The sequence below is a fragment of the Brevundimonas sp. genome (assembly GCF_027484365.1).
Taxonomy (GTDB): Bacteria; Pseudomonadota; Alphaproteobacteria; order Caulobacterales; family Caulobacteraceae; genus Brevundimonas.
In genome coordinates, this window is sequence record NZ_JAIXTC010000007.1 from 256,900 (window position 1) to 280,322 (window position 23,423).

Annotated in this window: 21 protein-coding genes and 2 pseudogenes; 14 read left to right on the forward strand and 9 right to left on the reverse strand. The window is 69.6% G+C overall.

Going from position 1 to position 23,423, the window contains the following annotated elements:
- Nucleotides 1-26: 26 nt before the first annotated feature.
- From Q0044_RS03205 to Q0044_RS03215, 3 genes are read left to right on the forward strand one after another with little or no spacing between them, the layout of a single operon-like run.
- Nucleotides 27-953 (forward strand): sulfite exporter TauE/SafE family protein, encoded by a 927-nt coding sequence (locus Q0044_RS03205; protein ID WP_298159474.1) that lies wholly within the window; start codon nt 27-29, stop codon nt 951-953.
- Nucleotides 950-1,774: a TIGR02186 family protein gene (locus Q0044_RS03210; RefSeq protein WP_298159476.1), complete on the forward strand. Its 825-nt coding sequence runs from the start codon at nt 950-952 to the stop codon at nt 1,772-1,774. Before Q0044_RS03205 ends, Q0044_RS03210 begins: the two co-directional genes overlap by 4 nt.
- A complete protein-coding gene (locus Q0044_RS03215; RefSeq protein WP_298159477.1) occupies nt 1,774-2,190 on the forward strand; it encodes a DUF3429 domain-containing protein in 417 nt (138 codons plus the stop codon). The genes Q0044_RS03210 and Q0044_RS03215 overlap by 1 nt, the downstream gene beginning before the upstream one ends.
- Here the strand turns inward: Q0044_RS03215 and pdeM are convergent.
- Together pdeM and Q0044_RS03225 are read right to left on the reverse strand one after the other, a co-directional pair.
- Nucleotides 2,187-2,930 carry a ligase-associated DNA damage response endonuclease PdeM gene (pdeM, locus tag Q0044_RS03220; protein WP_298159480.1) on the reverse strand — a complete coding sequence of 248 codons (744 nt, stop codon included), beginning with the start codon at nt 2,928-2,930 and terminating at the stop codon, nt 2,187-2,189. The genes Q0044_RS03215 and pdeM overlap by 4 nt on opposite strands.
- Nucleotides 2,927-5,569: pseudogene (locus tag Q0044_RS03225) on the reverse strand (ligase-associated DNA damage response DEXH box helicase). The gene pdeM and the pseudogene Q0044_RS03225 overlap by 4 nt, the downstream one beginning before the upstream one ends.
- A 58-nt stretch (nt 5,570-5,627) precedes the next feature.
- Between Q0044_RS03225 and Q0044_RS03230 the strand changes: the two are divergent.
- The 7 genes from Q0044_RS03230 to hisC all read left to right on the forward strand — a co-directional run bounded on the left by Q0044_RS03230 (nt 5,628) and on the right by hisC (nt 14,464).
- Entirely contained in the window at nt 5,628-8,522 is a 2,895-nt protein-coding gene (locus tag Q0044_RS03230) for an ATP-dependent DNA helicase (protein ID WP_298159482.1), read from the forward strand.
- A gap of 362 nt (nt 8,523-8,884) precedes the next feature.
- Nucleotides 8,885-9,484 (forward strand): hypothetical protein, encoded by a 600-nt coding sequence (locus tag Q0044_RS03235; protein WP_298159484.1) that lies wholly within the window; start codon nt 8,885-8,887, stop codon nt 9,482-9,484.
- A 44-nt stretch (nt 9,485-9,528) separates the two neighbouring features.
- A complete protein-coding gene (locus Q0044_RS03240) occupies nt 9,529-10,164 on the forward strand; it encodes a L,D-transpeptidase (RefSeq protein WP_298159487.1) in 636 nt (211 codons plus the stop codon).
- Between the two features lie 430 nt (nt 10,165-10,594).
- On the forward strand, nt 10,595-11,158 hold the full coding sequence (locus Q0044_RS03245) for an IPTL-CTERM sorting domain-containing protein (RefSeq protein ID WP_298159490.1): 564 nt from the start codon (nt 10,595-10,597) through the stop codon (nt 11,156-11,158).
- Nucleotides 11,159-11,592: 434 nt separating this feature from the next.
- Nucleotides 11,593-12,642, forward strand: coding sequence for a DUF2125 domain-containing protein (locus Q0044_RS03250; RefSeq protein ID WP_298159492.1), 1,050 nt, complete (start codon nt 11,593-11,595; stop codon nt 12,640-12,642).
- Between the two features lie 8 nt (nt 12,643-12,650).
- Nucleotides 12,651-13,358 carry a hypothetical protein gene (locus Q0044_RS03255; RefSeq protein ID WP_298159494.1) on the forward strand — a complete coding sequence of 236 codons (708 nt, stop codon included), beginning with the start codon at nt 12,651-12,653 and terminating at the stop codon, nt 13,356-13,358.
- A 14-nt stretch (nt 13,359-13,372) separates the two neighbouring features.
- Nucleotides 13,373-14,464 carry a histidinol-phosphate transaminase gene (gene hisC / locus Q0044_RS03260; protein ID WP_298159496.1) on the forward strand — a complete coding sequence of 364 codons (1,092 nt, stop codon included), beginning with the start codon at nt 13,373-13,375 and terminating at the stop codon, nt 14,462-14,464.
- Here hisC and Q0044_RS03265 read toward each other — a convergent pair.
- The gene (locus Q0044_RS03265) at nt 14,461-15,186 is read right to left on the reverse strand and encodes an isochorismatase family protein (RefSeq protein ID WP_298159498.1); all 726 of its coding nucleotides are present in this window, start codon (nt 15,184-15,186) and stop codon (nt 14,461-14,463) included. The two genes, hisC and Q0044_RS03265, sit on opposite strands and share 4 nt — an antisense overlap.
- A gap of 44 nt (nt 15,187-15,230) precedes the next feature.
- Here Q0044_RS03265 and Q0044_RS03270 point away from each other — a divergent pair, with 44 nt between their 5' ends.
- Nucleotides 15,231-16,085: a helix-turn-helix transcriptional regulator gene (locus Q0044_RS03270; protein WP_298159500.1), complete on the forward strand. Its 855-nt coding sequence runs from the start codon at nt 15,231-15,233 to the stop codon at nt 16,083-16,085.
- On the opposite strand, the gene Q0044_RS03275 is transcribed toward Q0044_RS03270, so the two are convergent.
- The 4 genes from Q0044_RS03275 to Q0044_RS03290 are packed head-to-tail and all read right to left on the reverse strand — an operon-like array spanning nt 16,076 to nt 19,078.
- Nucleotides 16,076-16,783 (reverse strand): lysophospholipid acyltransferase family protein, encoded by a 708-nt coding sequence (locus Q0044_RS03275; RefSeq protein WP_298159503.1) that lies wholly within the window; start codon nt 16,781-16,783, stop codon nt 16,076-16,078. The two genes, Q0044_RS03270 and Q0044_RS03275, sit on opposite strands and share 10 nt — an antisense overlap.
- On the reverse strand, nt 16,780-17,430 hold the full coding sequence (locus Q0044_RS03280; protein ID WP_298159506.1) for a YdcF family protein: 651 nt from the start codon (nt 17,428-17,430) through the stop codon (nt 16,780-16,782). Before Q0044_RS03280 ends, Q0044_RS03275 begins: the two co-directional genes overlap by 4 nt.
- A gap of 8 nt (nt 17,431-17,438) precedes the next feature.
- Nucleotides 17,439-18,371: a cell division protein FtsX gene (locus Q0044_RS03285; protein ID WP_298159509.1), complete on the reverse strand. Its 933-nt coding sequence runs from the start codon at nt 18,369-18,371 to the stop codon at nt 17,439-17,441.
- Nucleotides 18,368-19,078, reverse strand: coding sequence for a cell division ATP-binding protein FtsE (locus tag Q0044_RS03290; protein ID WP_298159512.1), 711 nt, complete (start codon nt 19,076-19,078; stop codon nt 18,368-18,370). Before Q0044_RS03290 ends, Q0044_RS03285 begins: the two co-directional genes overlap by 4 nt.
- Nucleotides 19,079-19,155: 77 nt before the next feature.
- Here Q0044_RS03290 and Q0044_RS03295 point away from each other — a divergent pair, with 77 nt between their 5' ends.
- Both Q0044_RS03295 and Q0044_RS03300 read left to right on the forward strand, forming a co-directional pair.
- The gene (locus Q0044_RS03295) at nt 19,156-20,103 is read left to right on the forward strand and encodes a zinc-ribbon domain-containing protein (RefSeq protein WP_298159515.1); all 948 of its coding nucleotides are present in this window, start codon (nt 19,156-19,158) and stop codon (nt 20,101-20,103) included.
- The gene (locus tag Q0044_RS03300; RefSeq protein ID WP_298159518.1) at nt 20,096-20,629 is read left to right on the forward strand and encodes a phosphoribosyltransferase; all 534 of its coding nucleotides are present in this window, start codon (nt 20,096-20,098) and stop codon (nt 20,627-20,629) included. Before Q0044_RS03295 ends, Q0044_RS03300 begins: the two co-directional genes overlap by 8 nt.
- On the opposite strand, the gene recQ is transcribed toward Q0044_RS03300, so the two are convergent.
- Together recQ and Q0044_RS03310 are read right to left on the reverse strand one after the other, a co-directional pair.
- The gene (gene recQ, locus Q0044_RS03305) at nt 20,626-22,503 is read right to left on the reverse strand and encodes a DNA helicase RecQ (protein ID WP_298159536.1); all 1,878 of its coding nucleotides are present in this window, start codon (nt 22,501-22,503) and stop codon (nt 20,626-20,628) included. The two genes, Q0044_RS03300 and recQ, sit on opposite strands and share 4 nt — an antisense overlap.
- Nucleotides 22,504-22,824: 321 nt before the next feature.
- A pseudogene (locus tag Q0044_RS03310) lies at nt 22,825-23,118 on the reverse strand (DapH/DapD/GlmU-related protein); the annotation flags it as partial.
- 102 nt (nt 23,119-23,220) lie between these two features.
- Here Q0044_RS03310 and Q0044_RS03315 point away from each other — a divergent pair.
- Nucleotides 23,221-23,423, forward strand: a 203-nt coding sequence (locus Q0044_RS03315; RefSeq protein WP_298159520.1) for a hypothetical protein, incomplete at its 3' end; no start/stop codon positions are given.

Consider the following 23,423-nt stretch of genomic DNA (forward strand, 5'->3'; position numbering starts at 1 on the left):
CGGTTAAGAAGGGGAAGGCCCGCCCTTTGGAGATCTATCTGCCGATCGCCGAGGTTTCGGTGAACTGGCCGTTCCTGGTTCTGCTGGGCGCGCTGGTCGGATTCGTGTCCGGCCTGTTCGGCATCGGCGGCGGCTTCCTGATGGCGCCGGTGCTGGTTTTCCTCGGCATCCCCCCGACCGTGGCCGTCGCCAGCCAGGCCAGCCACGTCGTCGCCTCCTCCACCTCCGGGGTCATCCGCTACACCGGCCAGGGCGCGGTCGATTTCAAGATGGGGGGCATCATGGCCGCCGGCGGCGCGGTCGGCGCCCTCGGCGGGGTCGAGGTGTTCCGCTACCTGCGCCTGCTGGGCCAGGCGGACCTGGTCGTGGCCCTGTCCTACCTCGTCTTCCTCGGCGCCATCGGCCTGTTGATGCTGCGCGAGAGCCTGACCGAGATTCTGCGCCGCCAGCGCGGAGAGATCGCCCCGCACAAGGAGCGCCGTCGTCCGCTCTGGCTCTACGGCCTGCCGTGGAAGGTGCGGTTCCCGAAATCGGGCCTCTATATCTCGGCCATCCCGCCCCTGGGCCTCGGCGTCTTCGCGGGCGTCCTGTCCGCCATCATGGGGGTCGGCGGCGGCTTCATCCTGGTCCCGGCCATGCTCTATGCGCTGCGCATGCGGGCCGGGGTCGTCGTGGGCACAAGCCTGTTCCAGATCATCATCACCACCGCCATCACCACCATCCTTCAGGCCGGTCGCAACCAGACAGTCGATATCGTCCTGTCCACACTGTTGCTGATCGGCGGCGTGGTCGGAGCCCAGTTCGGCGCCCGCTATGCCGGTCGGTTCCGGGCCGACATCCTGCGGGCGGCCCTGGGCCTGCTGATCCTGTTCGTCGGGATCCAGATGGGGCTGGAGCTGTTCGTGCGGCCGAACGACATCTTCCTGCTGGCCCCCGGGATCTCGGACCGATGATCCAGGTCCCGCCCCCTCCGCCGCCCGCGATCGAGGCGCCCCGTCTTGCGGAGTCGGGCCCGGAGATGTCGGTCGGGACCCAGGGCGAACTGCGCGTCGCTGCGGCCCTGACCGATGCGCGGGTCCAGGTTGATTCCAGCTTCCGCGGCGCCTCGATCGTTCTCTACGGCGCGGTCTTCAACCCGACCGACGACCCGACGGACGTGGTCGTCGTCGTGCGCGGTCCCGACGCCCCGATCCGTCTGGTCAAGAAGACCCGCAACCTCGGCGTCTGGCTCAACAGCCGTCCGGTCCTGTTCGAGGGCGCGCCCGGCTTCTACATGACTGCCTCGACCCGCCCCCTTCCAGACATCGCCGGATTCGGCCAGCTGAGACGGCTCGGCGTCGGCGTCGATCACCTGCGCATCGACGCGCCGGAGGAGAGCCGGACGGTCACCCGCTACGGCGTGCGCGACGTGGTCATCTCGCGCCTGGGCGAGGACTATCTCGACTGGCGCCGCGCCGTGATCCGGCTGAAGGAGGCGGCGGCGCTGTACGACACCGATCCGGACGGCGTCACCTTCGTCGATCGCGGCCTGTTCCGCGCCCAGGTCGAACTGCCGGCCGTCGCGCCGACCGGAGAGTATCATGCCGAGGTCTGGCTGTTCCGGGACGGCGAGCCGGCGGGCGTCTCGCACCTGACCCTGACGGTCGAGAAGGTGGGGATCGAACGCGACATCTACGAGTTCGCGCACCGGCGGCCCTGGACCTACGGCATCCTGTGCGTTCTGCTGGCCGCCGGCATGGGTTATCTGGCCAGCCGGGTCTTCAGGAGAAGCTGATGGATCGAACGCGGACGACCGCCTGGGCCCTGACTCTGGCCGGCCTGATTCCCTTTCTGGCCGGGGCGGGACTGATCGTCTTCAATCCCGGCGAGGCGGCCCGCTGGGTCGAGCCCCTTGCCGCCTATGGCGCGATTATCCTGTCCTTTCTGGCGGGGACCCGCTGGGGCAAGGGACTGGCCGAACGCGATCCGCGGCCCGCGACCCTGATCCTCAGCAACCTGCCGCCGGTCGCCGCCTGGCTGACCTTCCTGCCGGGCGTGCCGGACGGGCTTCAGCTGGCGGTGCTCATGGCCGGCCTTGTGGCCATGCTTTACTGGGATGTCAGGGGATCGACCGACTGGTACGCCCGGCTGCGTTGGGTCGCCACGAGCGGCGCGGTGCTCAGCCTGGGGTGCGTCTGGTTGCTGCTCTAGACCAGCCCGGCCCAGGCCAGGGCATGGACCCTGTCCTTTCCCAGCGCCGCCGCCATCGGGGCTTCCCCGAACAGCCCCGCGATCGCCGCATCCCGCACGTTCAGCCCCCCGGTGAAGGCGCCGAAGGCCGGCAGGATCAGCCTGCGCCCATCCGTCACGAAGCAGGGTCGCCGCACCATGCGCGCATGGGCAACGACCCGGGCGCAGGGGTGCAGGTGCCCCGCCACCTCGCCGGGTCGGGCGTCCGGCATGGGTTCGTGGGTCAGGAACAGCGCTCCCAGTTCCATCTCGCCGACGACCCGGCCGGGCAGGCGGGACACGGCCTCCGCATCGGCCTGTGTCAGGGCCTCCCGGTCGTGGTTGCCCTCCAGCCAGACCCAGTCGCGACCCGCGGCCAGCCGCTCGAGCGCGTTTCGGTCATCCTCCGCCATCCGCCCGATCGAGCGGCTGTCGTGGAAACTGTCGCCGAGCAGGACGATGCGGTCGGGCTTGAGCTCGGCGATCTCCGCCGCCAGTTTGGCCAGTGTCGCCCGGCTGTCGTAGGGCGGCAGCATCTGGCCGCGCGCGGCAAAGGCGGACCCCTTCTCGAGGTGCAGATCGCCCGCGACCAGGGTCCCGTGATCCGGCAGCCACAGGGCCCCCGAACAGCGCAGCACGCACAGTTCGCCCATGACCCGGACCGACAGGGAGCCGCAGGGTCGCCGCGCCGGGGTCAGCGTCTCTCGCAGGGCCGCGTTCATGCCGCGCCCTGCAGTTCAGGCGGCGCGTCTTCCATGACCTCGTCGATCAGGTCCTGGGCCGAGGCCTCAAGGATCATGTCAGCCGCGTCGCCTCCGACCCGCTCGCGCCCGATCATCACCAGGACCGGCACGCAGAAGGGCGAGGCCCGCTCCAGCGCGGCATGGCGGATGTGGCCTGCGATACGGCTCAGCAACTGCCCCAGTCGCGCGACATCCAGCAGGCCGGACGCGGCGTCCGACCGGGCGGTTCTCAGCAGCAGGTGGTCGGGCTGATGGCGGCGGAGCACGTCGTAGATCAGGTCCGTGGAAAAGGTCACCTGACGCCCCGTCTTCTCGGCGCCCGGCTGTCGCCGCTCGATCAGGCCGGAAACGAGGGCGCAACTGCGGAAGGTCCGCTTCATCATGAAGCTCTCCTCCAGCCAGGCCTCGAGGTCGTCGCCCAGCATGTCGGGCTGGAACAGGGCGTCCCAGTCCAGAGCATCCATCGGCTTGATCGACCAGATGGCGAAGGAATAGTCGGTCACGACGAAGCCCAGCGGCCCGACGCCGAGCCGATCCAGCCTGCGGGTCAGCAGCATGCACAGGGTGGAGTGGGCCAGCCTGCCCTCGAATGGATAGGCGACCATGAAGTGGCGACTGCCGCGCGGGAAGGTCTCGATCAGCAGACTGTCGGCGTCGGGGATCATCGACCGCTCAGCCTGCAGCTCCAGCCATTCCTGCACATCGACGGGCAGCACCCGCCAGTGGTCGCGGTCCTGGATCATGGCCCTGACGCGCGCGGCCAGAGAGGTGCCCAGCGGAAACTGGGACCCGCCCCAGCTCGGGATCTTGGGATCCTTGCCGGTCGCATGGGTCACCAGGGCGTCCATGCCGTTGATGCCCTGGAAGGCCCAGACCTGACCGGCGAAGACGAAGGTGTCGCCGGGCGTCAGCTGTTCGAAATACCATTCCTCGGCCTCGCCGACCTTGCGCCCGCCGATCAACTGTTTCGAGGCCCCTCCTCGCCGTGAGGCGACCTTCACGTTCAGCGTCCCCGCCGCCACGATGGCGCCGACATTCATCCGGTGCCGCTGGGCGATCAGTTGATTGCGCACGGTCCATCGGCCTTCGGGCGTTCGCACGATCCGGGCGAACCGGTCGTAGGTGCGGAGCGCATATCCGCCGGTGGCGACGAAATCGACCACCTCCTCGAACGCCTCATAGCTCAGCCCGCGATAGGGTGAGCAGCCGGTGACCTCCGTATACAGATCATCCATATCGAAGGGCTCGGAACAGGCCACGCCCATGACGTGCTGGGCCAGGGTGTCGAGGGTGCCGATATGGTGCGGCTCCCAGTCGAAGGCATTGTCGGCCACGGCCTCCTTGGCCGCCTGGCATTCCAGCAGCTCGAACCGGCTGGCCGGGACCATCAGGGCGCGGCTCGGCTCGTCGAGCCGATGGTTGGCCCGGCCGATACGCTGGACGAGGCGGCTCGATCCCTTGGGCGCCGCCATCTGGATCACCAGGTCGACGTCGCCCCAGTCGATGCCGAGATCGAGCGTCGAGGTGCAGACTACGGCGCGCAGATCGCCCCGGGCCATCGCCGCCTCGACCTTGCGTCGCTGCTCCGCCGCCAGCGACCCGTGGTGCAGGCCGATCGGCAGACTTTCATCATTTATCGCCCACAGCTGCTGGAACACGAACTCGCACTGCCAGCGGGTGTTGACGAAGATCAGAGACAGGCCCGACCGCTGGATGGCGGCATAGACCTCGGGGATCGCATGCTGGCCCGTGTGCCCGGCCCAGGGCACGCGACCTTCCGAAACCAGCACGTCGATGATGGCAGGCGCGCCGGGGTCACCGCGGACGATGATGATTCTTTCTCCCCTCGGGGGAGAAGGTGGGCCCGAAGGGCTCGGATGAGGGGGTTGCCTCAGTGAACTCGCTGGCGAAAGCTGGCGCACGGACCCGGCCCCCTCATCCGTCTCGCTCCCCGCTCCACCTTGCCCCCCGCGGGGAGAAGGTCACCCCGGCACCAGCCATTCCGCGATCAGATTCGGATCGTCGATCGTCGCCGACAGGGCCACCCGTCTCAGCCCCGGCGAAAAGCTCTGCAGCCGCGCCAGCCCGAGGTTCAGCAGGTCCCCCCGCTTGCCCGACCAGATGGCGTGGACCTCGTCCAGAACGATACATTTGAGGTCGGCGAAATACGCCCGCGCGCCGCCCCAGGCGCAGAACAGGGCCAGCTGCTCGGGCGTGGTCAGCAGGATGTCGGGCGGGTTGTCCCGCTGGCGCTGCTTCTTCGATTGCTTGGTGTCGCCGGTGCGGCTCTCGACATGGATGTTCAGCCCGATCTCGCGGATCGGGGTCATCAGGTTGCGCTCGACGTCGGTCGTCAGGGCCTTCAGCGGCGAGACATAGATCGTGTGGATGCCGCTGCCCGGCCCGTGCTCCGGCCTCGGCCCACGCTCGGCCAGATCGATCAGACTGGGCAGGAACCCCGCCAGCGTCTTGCCGCCGCCGGTCGGGGCGACCAGCAGGGCGTGGGCCCCGGCCTCGGCGGCCGCGATCATCTCCAGCTGATGGCGGCGCGGTGCCCATCCCCGCGAGGCGAACCAGTCGGCGAACAGAGGCGGCAGACTGGCGGCGGGCGACGTCACGAGCGGGATATAGCATGTTCCCGTTCCGTTTCACCCCGTTAGACGCTATCTCTCTGCCGTGTCCGACGAATCCGTCCTTTCCAGTCCAGCGGGGGCCAACCGCAGCCTGACCGGAGCCGAACCGTGGCTGGTCCTGCCCCCTGCCCTGGCCGTGCCCCCGGGGGCGGGGGCGATCTGCGACGACGAGGGGGCGAGGAAGATCGGGCGCGGCGCGGCCGAGGGCGTGTTCACCGGCGGTCCCGTGCTGGTGGCCCACGCCAGCCTGACCGCCCGACGGCTGGGCCTGTCCGCCCCGCCCCGGTCGCCGGACCTTCTGGATGTGCTGGAGCTCTGGGCCTTCATCCGGCCGGCGACCTTTTGCGCCCCCTCGCCGAGCGGCCTGGCCCTGGCGCTCGGCATGGCCGAACCGAAGGGGGCGGAGGCCCAGGCGGCGGCCCTGCGCGCCGCCGCCGCCGTCCTGCTGAAGGAACTGGCCGACCCGGCCTACCCCCACCGTGAGGACGCCTTCACCCTGGCCGAGACCCTCGGCCGCGCCGGCTGGTCCTGGGCCTGGCGGGTGTCCGGGGCCTTGCAGGCCGGTCCGCTGCGGGCCCGCCAGCATCGAGGCTCGGGCCTCGACGCCTGGTCGCGGCTGGCGGAGTGGGAGGACGAGGCGCCGCGCGGGGAGGCAGGCTCGGCCCCGGTCGATTCCGAATCCGCGCGTATCCGGCTGGAGAAACTGCTGCAGGCCTCGGGCCTCGACGAGACCCGCCCGACCCAGTCCGACTATGCCGCCGAGGCCGCCTACGCCTTCTCGCCCCGCAACGAGGAGGGCAAGCCCCGGATGCTGCTGGCCGAGGCGGGGACCGGCACCGGCAAGACGCTCGGCTATCTGGCCGCCGCCTCCCTGTGGGCCGAGCGCAACCAGGGCGCCGCCTGGGTCTCGACCTATACCCGCGCCCTCCAGCGCCAGATCGATCGCGAGAGCGCCGCCCTGTGGCCCGATCCCGTGGAGCGGAAACGCAAGACCGTCGTCCGCAAGGGGCGCGAGAACTACCTCTGCCTGCTGAACCTTCAAGACATGGTCCAGGCGGCCCAGCTGGGCAACGGCGACCTGATCGGCCTGGCCCTGACCAGCCGCTGGGCGATGCATACGCGCGACGGCGACATGACCGGCGGCGACTTCCCCGGCTGGCTGCCCGGCCTGTTCGCGGTCGGCCCCAGCCATCAGGCCTCGGCCGGGAACCTCGTCGACCGGCGCGGCGAGTGCGTCCATGCGGCCTGCCCCCACTACCGCACCTGTTTCGTCGAAAAGACCATCCGCGCCAGCCGCCGGGCCGACCTCGTCGTCGCCAACCACGCCCTGGTCATGACCCAGGCCGCCTTCGACGGTGCCCGCACCGCGCGCGGCCTGAAACAGGACAATGAGACCGCCGCCCTGAAACGCATCGTCTTCGACGAGGGCCACCATCTGTTCGACGCCGCCGACTCAGCCTTCTCCGCCTGCCTGTCAGGCCAGGAGGCGGCCGAGCTGCGCCGCTGGATCCGGGGACCGGAGGGCCGTGGCCGTCGCGGGCGGGGTCTGGAACAGAGGCTGGGCGATCTGTGCGCCGACAACGATGCGGCGGCCAGGGCCCTTCAGGACGCCATCCGCGCCGCCGCCGCCCTGCCGGGCGAGGGCATCTCGGGCCGCATCGCCCCGCCCTCGGGCGAGGTCAATCCGGTCGGGCCGATCGAACAATTCCTGATGGCCGCCCTGGAGCAGATCCGGGCGCGGACGTCGGAGGCCGCCTCCTCCGGATCGTCGGAGTTCGGCACCGAATGTTCGGTCCGTCCCGCGACCGAACCCCTGCTGGAGACCGCGCGGCGCGCGGCCCAGGCCATCGCCGCCGTAGAGGCCCCCCTGCTGGCCCTGGCCCGCCATCTGGAGGACATCCTCGACGACGAGGCGTCCGAACTGGACGGGTCCGCCCGCGCCCGGATCGAAGGCGCCCTGCGCGGTCTCGACCGGCGCGCCCGCATGACCCTGCCCGGGTGGCGGTCTATGCTGGCGGCTCTGGAGGAGGGCGGCGACGAACCCGACCCCGACTTCGTCGACTGGCTGTCGGTCGAGACCGCCTTCGGCCGCATCCATGACGTGGCCCTGCGCCGCCACTGGATCGATCCGACCGTGCCGCTCGAGGCCGCCGTGATCCTGCCGGCTCATGGCGTGCTGGTCACCTCCGCCACCCTGTCCGACCCCATCGCCGAGGCGGCGGGCGGCGACCAGTTCGGCATGGCGCGGATGCGCACCGGGGCCGCGCGCCTGATCGAACCCGCCCGGACGCTGAAGGTCGAAAGCCCGTTCGACTATGCGTCGAACAGCCGGGTCATCGTCGTCGGCGACGTGGGCAAGGACGACCCGCGCCAGACGGCGGCGGCCATGCGCGAACTGTTCCTCGCGGCCGGGGGCGGGGGGCTGGGCCTGTTCACCGCCATCCGTCGGTTGAAATCGGTCTATGAACGGCTGGGTCCCGATCTCGCCAAGGCCCAGATCCCCCTCTACGCCCAGCATGTCGACCCGCTCGAGGTCGGCGCCCTGGTCGACATCTTCCGCGCCGAACAGGACTCCTGTCTGCTCGGCACCGATGCGGTACGCGACGGCGTCGACGTGCCCGGCCGGTCGCTGCGTCTTCTCGCCTTCGACCGCGTGCCCTGGCCCCGCCCCGACCTGCTGCACAAGGCCCGGCGCGAGAAGTTCGGGGGCATTTCAGACAAGGGGCGGGGCTATGACGACGCCCTGGCCCGCGCCCGCATCGCCCAGGCCTTCGGACGCCTGATCCGCCGTGCCGATGACAAGGGCGTCTTCGTCATGCTCGACGCCGCCACCCCCACCCGCCTCTTCGCCGCCCTGCCGCCGGGGACCGAGGTCCAGCGCATGAGCCTTGTCGAGGCGATCGAGCTGACCCGGGAGTTCCTGAACCCCCTCCCATAGAGAGTGTGAGCCGGGGCCCATCTGTCGTCACTCCAGGCCTGAAGCCGCGCAGACACTGTGTCCGCGCGACGGTCTCCCGCGAGGCCCGCTTTCCGCCAGGCGCCTGTGACGCCATTCGATCCGTTGCGGACGCTACCGTTCGGCCGACAGACCGTTCCTGCTCATTGGCTGTTATCGCTCCGGGGGCGGCCGCTTCCTGAGATGACGAACGAAAACTCTGTGGGCGTAAGCCCGGGCCCGGGTGGTAGACAGTCGAAAAGGGTTAATATAACCGTGGTCAGGCGGGTCTCCGACTTCCCCCGGCATTCGCCTGCCAGGAGAAAAGTGAAGTCTCGCAGGGGCTTGAGAGGGTAGCTGACCGAATGGATCCGATCACTTCAATCGTAGCCGCCATGCTGATCTCCGGTGCCGCGGCCCCGGCGGACGGCCATGGCTGTCCCGAAGCGCCCCATTACGGCGATGCGCCCTGCTCGTGCACGCGCGTCGTCGACTTCTACGGCCCCTGGACCGGCGGCGGCGCCGGCTGGCCGGGACCGGGGGGCTGGGGCCCGCCGATCAACAATCCGGGACCCGCGATTCGCGTCTCGTCGCCGGGCGTTCGCGTGATCGGCCGTCCGATCAACGTCGCCGGCCCGACCGTCTACATCGCCGGACCTCCAGTCTATGTCGACGCGCCGCCGATCCGCATCGCCCCGGCCCAGATCTACGTCCAGCGCCCGGACGTGATCGTCCGTCCGTCGGAGATCCAGGTCGAGCCGCCGCAGGTCTATTTCTCGGACTGCGCCGACGGCACGGTCTGCACGCCTGTCGACGGCGGCAGCGGCGTGGGCATGCCGGCCGCCGAGGCCGCTCCGCCGCCGGCGGGCGACTCCGCCGTGCTGTCGTCAAGGGTGTCTCCGCCCGCTTCGCCGCCCGCTCCGCCGCGCCTTCCGGTCTATCCGCCCAAACAGGATCGCAACTGACTGTGACGGCCGAGGCCCGCACAGGGACGAGCAGGCTCCGGCGAGTGGCCGGCGTCGCTGGACTGGCGCTTGGGCTCCTCGTCGCCGTTTCCTCCACGGCGGCCGCGGGACAGCCGCCGGCGCCGGGCCAGGCGGACGCCGTCGAACCGGAGGCCTCGCCCGTCGTTCAACGGTTGAAGTCATGGGTTCTTGAGACCGGCGACCATCAGGGCCTGCCCTTTGTCCTCATCGACAAGGTCAACGCCCGGGTCTTCGCCTTCAGCCGCGACGGGCGGCTGCTGGGGGCCACACCGGTCCTTCTGGGTCTGGCGCGAGGCGACATCGCGCCGCCCGATATCGGCGATCGCCCCCTGTCCGCCATTGCGCCGGAAGAACGCATCACGCCGTCGGGGCGGTTCGTCGCCTCGACCGGCGAGAACCTGAGCGGGAAAAGCATACTCTGGATCGACTATGCCGGCGCGCTCTCGCTGCATCCCGTCGTCACGGCCCGGCCGGCCGATCGTCGTCTGCAGCGCCTGGCCACGCCGACCTCCGAGGACAACCGGATCTCCTACGGGTGCGTGAACGTCCCGCCGGCCTTCTACGAGGACGTCATCGCACCGGCCTTCAGAGACACAGCGGGGATCGTCTACATCCTGCCCGAGTCCCTCTCGATGGCGGAGGTCTTCCCCGGGGTCTGACGGGTTTTGCGGACGATGGCGCGACCGGGAAGCCCGGCCGCCGTTCGTTCTCCCGGCGGACGCTCGACCTCCCCGGCAAAGTCAGGCCCGTCCCGCGCGGTGCATCCATGACGACGTCAGGTGTCAAACGGGATTTCGACGCGAGCGGCTGCAAGGTCGCGCCAGGACAAAGGCTAGACCCGCGTCCCACCCGAAAGAGACCTTCGGCTGATCCGGTAACGGGCGGGGCGGCAAATGTCTGGTTTCGGGCCGAGGTCCAACCGCCGATCCCGACCCGATGCGGTCATCGGCTCATGATGGCGTGCTAACGGCTGGCGCAAAAAATCGGGCACGAGCCGAAAGGTAGCCTTGTTGACCCTCGTTCTTTGATGTGGGATCGGAACCCTCTGGAAGGGGCACAATACCGTGTTCCAGTGACGTTGGAGGATACGTGTTCAAGAAAGTCCTTGCTCTTTTCGGCGCACTGTTCGTTCTCGCCGCGCCAGCCGCTGCGCTGGCCCAGACTGCCACCTACAACATCAGCGGGACATTCACCGCGCCAGCAACGGGTTCATTCTCCGGCTCCTATGTCGTGAATACGGGGTCTAACACGATGGTCAGCGCCAACATCCAAGTGACGGCAGGCAAGGCGAATGACGGCGTAACTGATCTGCCTGCCAACACGTACATTTACGCAAACGGAGAGTCAGCAAACGCATTCTCTTATGCCGCAGCAGTGCCTGCTACAGCAAACGTAACGCGTGGGGGCTTCTTGATCGTGTCCGGTACAAAGGCTTCGCCGACAGCGGTGACCACGTTCGGTGATGGAGTTTGTTTGAACACCAACTGTGTGTCGCTTGCTCCCGGAACGACGACCACGCGCGGCGGCTCCGGCACGGTGGTATTGGCGCCTGCGCCAGTCCCTACTCTGTCGGAATGGGCCATGATCCTGTTCGGGCTGCTTCTGGCGGGCGGGGCGGCGCTCTACATCCAGCGGCGGCAGTTGACCGCCTGAGCGACGTCTCACCGCGTTTTGGAACGGCCCCACTGGCGACGGCGGGGCCGTTTGCGTGTCTGCTATCCACCCGTAGGCGACAGCCTGAAGGTCTGTTCCCGGGACCCCCTCGCCTCTGAGCTCGACCGTCGGTCCCGGGGCGTGCCACGCCTCGGCAGGGTCAGGTCCGGGGCCGGGTCGGCCAGGGGTGCGCCGCCTGCAGAACGGCCACCAGGCCATGTCACAGCTCGCTCCTGAGCCGCCCCCGCGCTTGCGGCCGGGCCAGAGCGGCCCCATATCCACCCGCCTCTGCGCCCAGGCTCCAGCGAACGCTTCGGACGCTTCGGACGCTTCGGACGCTTCGGACGGTGTTTTGGGGTCCGGTGTTGCGGACGCTTCGAACGCATCGGACGCTTCGGACTGTATTTTTCGACCTCTTCAGCTCAAAGGACCGTATGACCGACGCCCCGCCGCCCCGCCACAAGCGCTCCGGCCTGTTCGCGCCGATCGGCCTGTTCCTGATCGCCCTGATCGCCTGGTCGATCTGGTGGTTCGTGCTCGCCGGTCAGGTCCGCAGCCAGCTGGACCAGCGGGTCGAGGCCATGCGCGCCGGCGGCTGGGATGTGACCTATACCGGCCTCGGGACCTCGGGCTGGCCGTTCCGGGTGCGGCTGGGGGCGGAGAACGTCTCGATCACAGCGCCCTCGGGTCTGGCGGTCGCCGCGCCTGAACTGGCGGCCGAGGCCAATGCCTGGAACCCGGACAAATGGGTGCTGATCGTCGGTGACGGCCTGGTCATTGACCGGCCCGGCAAGGGCAAGGTCGCCGTGCGAGGCCGGTTCATCCGCGCCAGCGTCCACGGCCTGACCCAGCGCTGGCCCAATGTCGCGGTCGAGATGGCCGATCCCGAATTCACCTCGCACGAGGGCGCGGAGGTCTTCCCGATCTCGCGCGCCGGCAAGGTCGAGCTCTATCTGCGTCCGCATCTGGCGCCCGCCGGGACGCCCGGCGCCGACACCAGTGTCGACCTCCTGTTCCGCCTGATCAACGCCGAGGGGCGGCCCGGCGGCCCGGTGGAGGGCATGGCGCGCAACGGCAAGCTGACCGCCCAGATCGAGACCGTCATCGAGGACGCCGACCAGCTTCAGGGCGCGGACGCCGCCGGGGTCTTCGCCGCCTGGACGCGGGCGGGCGGCCGCTTCACCGCCGTGCGCGGCGAACTGTCGGCGGGTGACAGCCGCGCCACCCTGTCCAGCGACGCCCTGTCCGCCTCCGCCGACGGTCGGCTCCAGGGCGTCATTTCCCTGCAGGCCGTGAAGCCCATGGCCGCCATCGCCGGCCTGGCCGGATCGGACGGCGGCTCGGTCAATCGCGTGGGGGCTGCCGGAGCCGCCGCCGCGACCGCCGTCCGGGGCGACGACGACATGACGCTGGAACTGACCTTCCGGGACGGCCGCACCTTCCTCGGACCGTTCGCCATCGTCCCGGCGCCCAAGCTGTTCTGAGCGGGTCGATGGCGAGGAAGCACGGCGCACTGCTGGAGGAACCGAAGGTCGACACCGACCGGCTGGTGCTGGACCAGGCCCTGATCGAGGCCCTGACCGACCGGCTGGCGGCGGGTCCGGAGACCTCGCCCGACGCCTCGACCCTGGCCCTGCGCGCCCTGCTGGCCGAGACCTATGACGCGCATCAGTCCGCCATGCTGCGGGCCCTGTGGGGTCGGATCGAGGCCCGCACCGGAGCCCCGCTGGTCGTCGCCGGCCCCGCCGCCGGGCTTCTCGCCGCCGACCGGTTCGGGTTGTCGACCCAGGTCGCCGCCGATCCCGACGCGGCCCTGGCCCAGGTCGCCTCCGGGGCCCGCGCCCTGATCGACCTCGCGACCGGTCGTCCCTGGTGGGGCAAGCTGCTGGCCCGGCCCGGGCTCCAGGTCATCGCCGCCCTGCCTGACGACCGCCACGGTGTCCCTTCGACGCTCATGATCGCCGCCACGCCCACCGGCCCGACCGGCGAGGATCGCACCTTCTGGGTGACGGATTCCGGCCTCCCGGACGGCCGGATCGTCGAGGCCCTGTCAGCCTGCGGCTTCGTCGCCCGGCCGCTCGCCTCGGCAGGCGGCTTGAAGCTGTTCACATTGGCGGGCTATGTGCAGGCCGAAGACGGGCGGCTATCGGCGGCCCCCGGCGCTCTGAAGGGCGTGATCGGCGCCGCTCCCCTGTTCTGACCGCAAGGCTCTCCATGACCGACGCGCCCGCGCCCAAGCCCGGCATCCTCGACATCGCCCCCTATGTCGGCGGCAAGTCGTCGATCGTCGGCATCGCAGAGCCGATGAAACTGTCCTCGAACGAGAACGCGCTCGGCGCCGGCTCCAGGGCCCGCGAGGCCTTCGAGGCGGCCGTGAAGAACATCCACATCTATCCCGATGGCCGCGCCACGAAACTGCGCGCCGCCGTGTCGGAGCACCACGGGCTGGAGCCCGAACGGCTGATCTTCGGCAACGGCTCGGACGAGGTTTTCGCCCTGCTGAACCAGGCCTATCTGACGGCGGGCGACAACATCGTCACCGGCCAGTACGGCTTCCTCGCCTATCGGATCAGCGCCCTGGGCTGCGAGGCCCAGGTCAAGCTGGCGCCCGAACCGGGCTACAAGGCCGAGGTCGACGCCCTGCTCGAACAGGTCGATGAGCGGACGAAGATCGTCTACGTCTCCAACCCGTCTAACCCGACCGGCAGCTACAACTCGGGCGAGGAGATCCGTCGCCTGCACGAGGCCCTGCCGGCCCACGTCCTTCTGGTCGTCGACGAGGCCTATGCCGAGTTCGTCACCGAGGCCGACTGGGAGACAGCCTTCCCGCTGGCGCGCGACGCCTCGAACATCGTCGTCACGCGCACCTTCTCGAAGATCCACGGCCTCGGCGGCCTCCGCATCGGCTTCGGCTACGCGCCCCTGGCCGTGGCTGAGGCGGTCGACCGCATCCGCCTGCCGTTCAACGTCTCGGTGCCCGGCCTCGACGCGGCCACCGCCGCCCTCGGGGACGAGGCGCACCAGAAGGCGTCACGCGACCTGGTCCAGACCTGGCGTCCGCGCCTGACCCAGGCCATCCGCGGCTTCGGCTTCGAGGTCCTGCCCTCGGCGGGCAACTTCGTCCTGGTCCTGTTCCGGGACGAGAAACGGAACGCAGCGGCTGCCAGCGACTACCTGAACTCCAAAGGGATCATCGTCCGCCCGGTCGGCGGCTACGGCATCCACGACGGCCTGCGCATCACCGTGGGCACCGAGGACCAGAACCGCGCGGTCCTCGATGCTCTCAGCGAGTTCGCCGCGACCTAGTTGCGGGGCAACTGCATGCCATGGCCGTCCGGGGTGGTGTCGTTCACCACACCGGTGGTCGAGGCGGGCCAGTGGGCCTGGATGATGCCCATCATGCCCTGACCGTACTGTGCGTTGGCGAAATCCTTGCCGAGACTGGTCAGGATGGTCAGCCATCCGCCGGTCACGGCGCCGGCGGACCGCATGGTGGCCAGCGCGTCCGCCTCCGCCAGCGCGCTGTTGGATCCCGACACGTCGGAGATCACATAGACGCTGTATCCGGCCCGCCTCAGGTCCAGCACCGTCTGGAGCGTGCAGTTGTCGATCGAGATGCCGCCGATCACGATCGTCTTGCGGCCCGTACCGGCCAGCCATGCGGCGACCTCAGGCGTGTAGCCGGACACTCCTGTCCGGTTGAAGCGGTGGATGTCGTGCGTCACGTTGTCCGTGATCTCGGGCAGGAACGTGCCGTAGTAGTCGTTCTCCTCGCCCAGAACGACCGTCGGCACCTTGAACAGCGGGTTGAACTTGGCGAAGGCGGTGATGTTGTTCCGGAACTGGGGTCCCGGGATCGTGGTGATCAGGTTGTCCAGGCCGGTCACGTAATCCACATAGATCAGCACGGTGTCGTCGACGTCGGGGACGGCAAGGGCGGCGACCGCGTCGCGGCTCTGGGCGTGCGAAGGGCCTGCGGCGAGGGCCAGCATCAAGGCAGTGGAGAGGGTCAGGATCAATGGGCGCATCTTCGAGTTCCTCGGTGAACGGCCCGTCAGCCGGGCGACGGACAGTGTCCGGGCCGGGAGAAACACGCGCGCCCGATCCTGCGTGGGTCGAGCTCAATCCTGCGGGATTGGGGGAAGGCGCCCGCCTTCGACGCCTTGCCCGACCCAACGGTCCGGTCCGTCTGGAAGCGGGGGACGGCCTTCAACTGGCGGTCCGCATCAATCTCGTGGCGCGCGAGCGGTCGATGGAACGCCCGGACGCTGCCCGGCTCAAGGCCTGCGTGGCGCCCGACTACTACCTGCTGGCTCCGGCAGGCGAGGAGCACGTCCTGGCAGCGCATTCAGCGCAGGACGTGCTCCTCCTGTCGATCCCGCCCGAGGCCTTTCGCCGAAGAGGGTTCGAGAGCCGGAGCTGTCCGCTGTCGCCGTTGCGCGGCCGGGTCCTGGTCGATCCTCTGGTGACCGGTCTCGTTGAGCAACTGGCCCAGTCTGTATTGCCTGAGGATCAGGCCCTGAACGCCGCCGTCCTGGATACGCTCGTCCTCACTCTGGTCCGTATCGCCCGGACGCACGCCCGTGACACCACGCGCGGCGGGCTGACGGCGCGGCAGCTTGGGGTCGTGCGCGACCATGTCGAAGCGAGACTGGATCGGCCGATACGGAACGCCGACCTCGCCGCCCTGACCGGCCTGTCGCCCTTCCATTTCGCGCGGTCGTTCAAGGAGTCGATGGGAGCGCCGCCGGCGAGCTGGATACGGCTGCGGCGCCTGACGGTGGCCCAGCGCCTTCTGGCCGAAAGGTCACGCTCCATCACCGATGTGGCCGCGGCGGTCGGCTACGACAGCCCCAGCCGGTTTGCCCGGGCCTTCCGTGATGCGACCGGCGTCTCGCCCAGTCAGTTTCGGCGGACTCAGGCCTGAAGCAAGGCGTTCGACGCCGTCTCGATCCGCAGTTCCAGCTCGGCCATGAAGGGCGCGCGCTTCAGGTTCGCCTCGATCGGCGGCAGGAATTCATAAACGACCGTGCCCGGGTAGCGCCGGAAGCCGTGCGCGGGCCAGTGGACTCCGGCGTTGGTCGCGACGGGCCAGCAAGGGACCTCGAGGTCGCGGTACAGCGCCGCGACGCCGGGCTTGTAGTCAGGGACGGCGCCCACGGGGGCGCGGGTCCCTTCCGGGAAGATCCAGATCTGGCGACCTTCAGCAGAGCGTTCCCGGGCCTGTTTGACCATGTCGCGCAAGGCCTTGGAGGCGGCGGACCGGTCCACCGAGATCATCTTCGTCTTCCAGGCGAACCAGCCGAAGAAGGGCAGGATCATCAGCTCCTTCTTGGTGATGATGCAGGGGTCGTCCAGCACCACGAAGGGGATGATGATGTCGAGCATGCCCTGGTGCTTGCAGGCCACCAGGGCCCGGCCGGTCGGGCGGTGCTCCAGTCCGCGGAACTCGACCTCGATGCCGGCGATCCAGTCGAGGCCCAGCAGAACGAAGCGCGCCCACATCTTGACGACGCCCAGGGCGTAGCGATGCGGCAACACCAGCGCCGGCGACATCCCGACTGCGAAAATCGCCAGCGAAAGATAGAGCCAGGCCACGAAGACCAGGGAGCGGATCATGTTCACTGGCTGTCGGCCTTCGGCGCGGGCGAGTCTTCGGCGGGTGTTTCGATGGACGGCCGCTCGTTGTGTCCGGTCACCCTGTGCAGCGCTTCGCGGCCGAGGACCGCAAGGTATTTGACATACTCCAGCGTCATCCGGCGCGCGGTCACCGCCGCACGCCACCAGCGTGAGTTGTCCAGCGAGGGCGTCGACACCGCATAGGGAGTCAGCTCGAGATCCGGTGCGGCGCTGCGCAGCTCCAGAAGCGAACGCGGCATGTGGTAGTCAGAGGTGACGACGATCAGACTGTCATAGCCCTTGGCGCGGGCCCAGGCGGCGATCTCCTGGGCATTGCCGTTGGTGGTCTCGGCTTCGAAGCCGAGGTCGACGCAGCAGTTGAACAGGCGGTTGGAGCCCGGCGTCAGTTCGCGCAACTCCTGGCGGCGGACCTCGCGGTTGACGCCGGAGATCAGGACGCGTTCGCCCTTGTCCTGCTCCAGAAGCCGGATCGCGGCGTTGACGCGTTCGGCCGATGGTCCGGTCAGGGCGACGATGCCGTCGGCCCGCTCTGGTTCGGGCGCAGGCGTGAAGCCGCGCACCCGGTCGGCGAAGGCGAACAACCCCACCAGCCAGATCAGGGCCACGATGCCCACAAGCGCCAGAAACTTCATGCTTGATCCTAGCCGCCGACCTGGGACGCGCCAAGCCTCGCCATCTCCCGCCCTGCGCCTAGTTGCGCCGCAACAAGCGCCACCGTAGCCGCGACCAGCGGGCATGGCGAGAGCATGAGAATGTCGACCCAGGCGACAGGCAGGGCGGGGGTCAATCCTGCCGATCCGCCGAGGACTCGCAGGAGGGCGAGGAGAACGATTGCGGTCGCCGATCCGGCCGCTCCGGAGATCAGGGCCAGCAGGGCGAACCGCCTCTGGAACAGCCAGACAATGGAGGCGTCGGTCGCGCCCGACAGGCTGAGGGTTTCGATGACGGAGCGACGTGCCTGAAGGCCCGCCCGGACGGCGTAGATGATGGCCGCGCCGGCCGCGAAAGCCGTGGTCAGGAATGCGGCGAGGGCGAGGATGCTGATCAGCATCGCGGACCGTTCGACCTCGCCGCGCCACAGGCTGTGGTCGTCGACGGTGGCGTCCAGCCCGGCCTCGGCCAGGGCGCGGCCCAGGGTCAGGGCGCTGGCGGGAGCCTCCCTGTCGAGGCGGACTGTGACCAGATAGGGCAGGGGCAGGTCGGCCAGCACGGCCTCTCCCATCCATGGACGCAGCAGGGCCTCGGCGGTCTCGCGGTCCATGGCGGCGGCTTCGGCCACCCCGTCGACCCCGGCCAGGGTTTCGGCGGCGCGGGCGGCGGCCGTATCGCCGCTCTCGCCGACGCGGGGCCGGACCTGGACAGTGGCTTCCGCGCGAAGCTCTCGTGCCCAGCCGTGCGCCGCCCGGTCCGCAGCGACGGCGCCGACCGCTGCAAGACAGGCGAGGAAGCAGAGGACGGCGATCACGGCGCCCAGCCAGCGCTCTCCGGCCGCGTCACGGGGCAAGAGGTCGCTCTCGGGCCGGGCCGGGCGGCGAGACGGGCCGGGGCCGAACAGGGTGGACCAGCGGATCAAGTCGCGGCCCCTGAAATGCGGCCGTCCCTCAGGACCAGCCGCCGAGCGCCTGATCTCTGCGCCAGGGCTTCGTCGTGGCTGGCGATCAGCACTGTGGCGCCCAGCCGGTTGAGGGCCTGGAACAGCTTCAGCAATCGGTCGGCCATGGCCGGGTCGACGCTGCCGGTCGGCTCATCGGCCAGAATCAGGTCCGGCCTGGCCATGACCGCGCGGGCGATGGCGAGCCGCTGTTTCTCGCCGCCGGACAGGGCCGTCGGCAGGGCGTTCGCCCGGGCCGCCAGCCCGACCCAGGCCAGCATCTCCTCGACGTCGGCGGCGTAGTCGGAGCGTTTCCCGCCCCTGACGCGCAGCGGCAGGGCGGCGTTGTCGAAGACGCTGAGATGATCCAGCAGGCGAAAGTCCTGGAACACCACCCCCATACGTCGACGCCAGTCAGGCCGGTCTTTCGACGAGACCTCCGTGACGTCCTGCCCGAAGAGCGAGATCCGCCCGCCCGTGGGGCGATCCGCGAGAGTCAGAAGACGCAGCAGAGACGACTTTCCCGCCCCGGACGCGCCGGTAAGGAAGTGGAAAGAGCCGCGGGGCAAGATGAGGTTAACGTCCCGCAGCACGTCGGGCGATTCGGCATAGCTGAAGCTCACCGCCGACAGGCGGACGGTTTCGGGCGAAGGCGCGGATTCGGCGGCGCGACGGGGCGACTGAGGCATCGATTGTTTTCGTTAGGACCGGAGCGCATCGCGTTCCGACAGGAGGGGGCCGGCGAGCGGCCTCGCAGTCAGCGACCATGATACTGACCTGCCCGTCCTGCGCCACCAGCTATTTCGCCCCCGACGGCGCCATTCCGCCCGGCGGACGCAAGGTCCGCTGCCAGTCCTGCGCCCATGTCTGGCACGGGATGCCGACGGACGAGCCGCTGGAGCTCACGGCCGAGAGCGCGCCGGCCGCCGCCCCGGCCGTCGCGCCGGAGGCCCGAACGTTCGACGACGCGCCGCCCGTCGCGCCGGAGACGCCGGCGCCTGAGCTGCCCAAGGCTTTTCGGGCCCGTGCCGAGCAGCAGCGTCGCCTTCGTCGCGCCGCGACCCATGGCGCGGTCTGGGCCGGGCTGGCCAGCCTGTTCGTCGGCCTGATCGGCGCCGGATGGCTGTTCCGCGTCGAAGTGGTCGAGATGTATCCCCGCGCCGCCGCCGCCTACGCCATGGTCGGGACGCCGGTGAACGCCATCGGGCTGGAGTTCGAGGCCGTGACCGCCAAGGCCGTGGCCGATCGTCCGGACATGGTCATGGTGTCGGGCGCCCTTAGGAACGTCCGCGATCGGGAGATCGTCGCTCCGCCGGTGCGGGTCGCCTTGCTGGACGCCCACGGCGCCGAGGTTGGCCATGCCCTGATCGAGCTCGAAGGGGCCCCCGTGCTGCCGGGCGGGGTCAAGGGGTTCGCGGCCCTGATCCGCGATCCGGGGGCGCACGGCGTCGATGTCGGCGTCGACTTCGCCCGGGACGGTGCCGAGCCTGAGGCTCATGGGGCCGGTCACGAAGCGGCTCCGGCCCACGCGCGTCCTCTGCCGACGCCCGACGAGCACGGAATGCGTCCCGCCCTGATCGAGGAGGCCCCGACCACGCATGAGGCGCCGGTCGAGGCGGAGCCCGTCCATGCCGAACCGGCGCATGATGCGGCGGAAGGACATGGGGCTATCGACAGCCATGGGGCCGAGGCGGTATCCGCCTCGCATGGCTGAAGCTCCCCCGACGCCCACCGTCCTTCTCTCCGAAGCCGAAATCGGCAGGATCGTCGCCGATCTGGCCGAACGGATCGCCCCCGTCATCGACGACGACACGGTCGCAGTGGTCCTGCTGACCGGCGGTCTGTGGTTCGCGGCCGACCTGACCCGGGCCCTGTCGCGGATCGGGCGTCAGGTCCGGTTCGACGCCCTGTGGCTGGCCTCCTATGGCGACGGGCAATCCAGCCGGGGCCGGATCGACGTCCACGCCCCTTTCCAGCGGACGCTTCAGGGCCGCAAGGTGCTGATCCTGGACGACGTGTTCGATACCGGCCTGTCCCTGGCGGAGGCGGTGCGCCACGCGAAGGAAGCCGGGGCTGCCGAGGTCCTGACCTGTGTCTTCGCCCGCAAGCCCTGGCCGGAGCCGCGTGCGCCGGAGCCGGACTTCGTCGGCTGGGAGGCCCCCAACCGGTTTCTGGTCGGCTACGGCCTTGACCATGCCGGCGCGATGCGGGGCCTTCCGGACATCTGCGCCCTGGACTAGGCTGAGCCGAGCAAGGCGGCCAGAACGCCTTCCCCGTAACGATCGATCTTGGACTGGCCGACCCCGGAGATCGCGGCGAGGGCGTCGAGGGAGCCCGGTTCGCGCTGGGCGATCTCCAGCAGGGTCTTGTCCTGGAAGATGACATAGGGCGGGACGTGCTGTTCGGCGGCGCGGTCGCGACGCCAGGCCCGCAGGGTCTCGAAGCGGGCGCGGACGTCGGCGTCGAGCGCCTCGACGGCGGCGTTCCGGTCGTTGCGCGTGCGGGTCCTTGGATTGCCCGACCGGGTTCCCGCGTCGAAGCCGGGGGGCGTGCGGCGGACCTCGACGGCGACTTCCCCGCGATAGACGGCGCGGACGCGCTCTGCGTCGCCGAGACCGACCAGCGGCTTGCCGTCGTTCGGGTCCTCCAGCAACAGGCCCTCGAACATCAGGTGGTCGACGATGTCGCGCCAGCCGCTGGGGGCGATGTCCTTGCCGATGCCCCAGGTGGAGAGATCGGACTCCCAGGGCTGGACGTCCTTCGTCTTGCCCAGAAGGTGATCGACGATCCGGCCCTTGCCGAACCGGCCACCGAGACGCTGGACCGCCGCCAGAGCCTTCTGGGCCGGGACCGTGGCGTCGTAGAGGGCGGGCGGGTCGGAACAGACGTCGCAGACGCCGCAGGGGCCGGCGTCCGTTTCTCCGAAATAGCGGCGCACGGTCTGGGGGCGACAGACGGCGCCGTCGAGCATGGCGAACAGCCGGCGCGCCTTGGCCACCTGCACCTGTTTGACCTCCTCGGCCATCGGGCGGCTGTCGAGGCGTTTGAGGGTCCAGGCGATGTCGGACGGGCCGTACAGGGTGATGCCCTCGGCCGGTTCGCCGTCTCGGCCGGCGCGGCCGATTTCCTGCCAGTAGGCCTCCAGCGAGCCCGGCGGATCGGCGTGGATGACGAAGCGGACGTCGGCCTTGTCGACCCCCATGCCGAAGGCGATGGTCGCGACCATCACCGCGCCGTCTTCGGCGAGAAAGCGTTCGAGGCGTTTGTCGCGCTCCTGACCCGGCATGCCGGCGTGATAGGCGATGGCGTTGGTTCCCGCCGCCTTCAGGGCGTCGGCGACGCGCTCGCAGCCGTCGCGCGATCCGCAGTAGACGACCCCGGACTGGCCTTTCCGGGCGCGGACCAGTTCGATCACATGGGCGTCGGTCTTGGCCCGCGAAGCGCTTTCCTTGCGGATGGCCGAGAGCTGCAGGTTCGGACGGGCGAAGCTGTCGACGAAGACGGCCGCGTGTTCGAGATGCAGCGACGCCAGGATGTCGTCGCGGGTGCGGGCGTCGGCGGTGGCGGTGACGGCGATGCGCGGGACGCCCGGGAAGAGCTCCCCGAGCCGGCCCAGGGTCCGGTAGTCGGGACGGAAGTCGTGGCCCCACTGGGAGACGCAGTGGGCCTCGTCGATGGCGATCAGCGACAGGGGCAGGTCGCGCAGCCGGTCGGTCAGGGCGCCCGAGGCAAGACCTTCGGGGGAGACGTAGAGCAGGTCCAGTTCCCCGGAACGGGCGGCCCGCAGGACGGTGGTGCGCTCGTCCAGCGACAGGCCGGAATCGAGCCGGGCGGCGGCCACGCCCTGCTGTTTCAGCGCCTCGACCTGGTCGGTCATCAGGGCGATCAGGGGCGAGATGACGAGGCCGAGACCGGGGCGCAGGATGGCCGGGATCTGATAGCAGACAGACTTGCCGCCCCCGGTCGGCAGGACGGCGAGGACGTCGCGCCCGGCCATGATCTCGGACACGACCCGGGCCTGCAGCCCCCGGAAATCGGCGTGACCCCAGACCCGCTCCAGCGTCTGCCGCGCGGCGTCGAGGCCGGGCAGGGATGTCTGTGAGTCGGCGAGCATCGGCGGCTTGTGCCCGATCTGTTCCGGGGTGTCATCCATCAGCGGCCTGGCCGGACTCCAAAACACCGTCCGAAGCGTCCGAAGCGTCCGAAGCGTTCGGGGAAGGGCATCCAGACTCCGGAAATTGGAGTCCGGATCGTCCACTGAGTCTAGCCGGGTGCGGGTTCACGATGGCGATGTCAAAGACCGGAGCCATTGTCCCACGGTTTGCGGAGGCGGTCGGGATAAAGGCTCTCGATGGAGCCGGGCTTTGAATTTGAACGCGGATTCGGGCGATGTGTTGATGGGTGTCGCTTCCCTCTCCCACCGGGAGAGGGGAGGTTAGTCCCGCAGCAGTTCGTTGACGCCCGTCTTCGCCCGGGTCTGGGCGTCGACGCGTTTGACGATGACCGCGCAGTAGAGCGATGGCCCGCCGGCGGGGTCGGGGAGGGTTCCGGGGACGACCACCGAGTATGCGGGCACTTCGCCGCGGAAGACCTCGCCGGTGGCCCGGTCGACGATCTTCGTGGACCCGGACAGATAGACGCCCATGGCCAGGACGGCGCCGTCGCGGACGATCACGCCCTCGACCACTTCGGCGCGGGCGCCGATGTAGCAGTCGTCCTCGATGCTGGCCGAATTGCCCCTGGCCGTTTAGCTTAGGCCAAATAGCCTCCGGCAGACCCGGTCCGGTTCACTCCACCGGACGATGCCCCGGCCGCAGGAAAGTGACAGCCAATGGACCGGAAGCAGCCCCGCGCAGACGCAAAGGCGGACGCCGAGGCCGATCCGGCCGGCGCAATGCTCGCGGTCGCTATTCAACATCACCAAAGTGGGCGGCTGGACGAAGCGGCAAATCTCTACCGGAAGATTCCCGCCGCCGATCCCCGTCGCGCCGCTGCGAACCACCTGCTCGGCGTTATTGCATGCCAGCAGGGCCG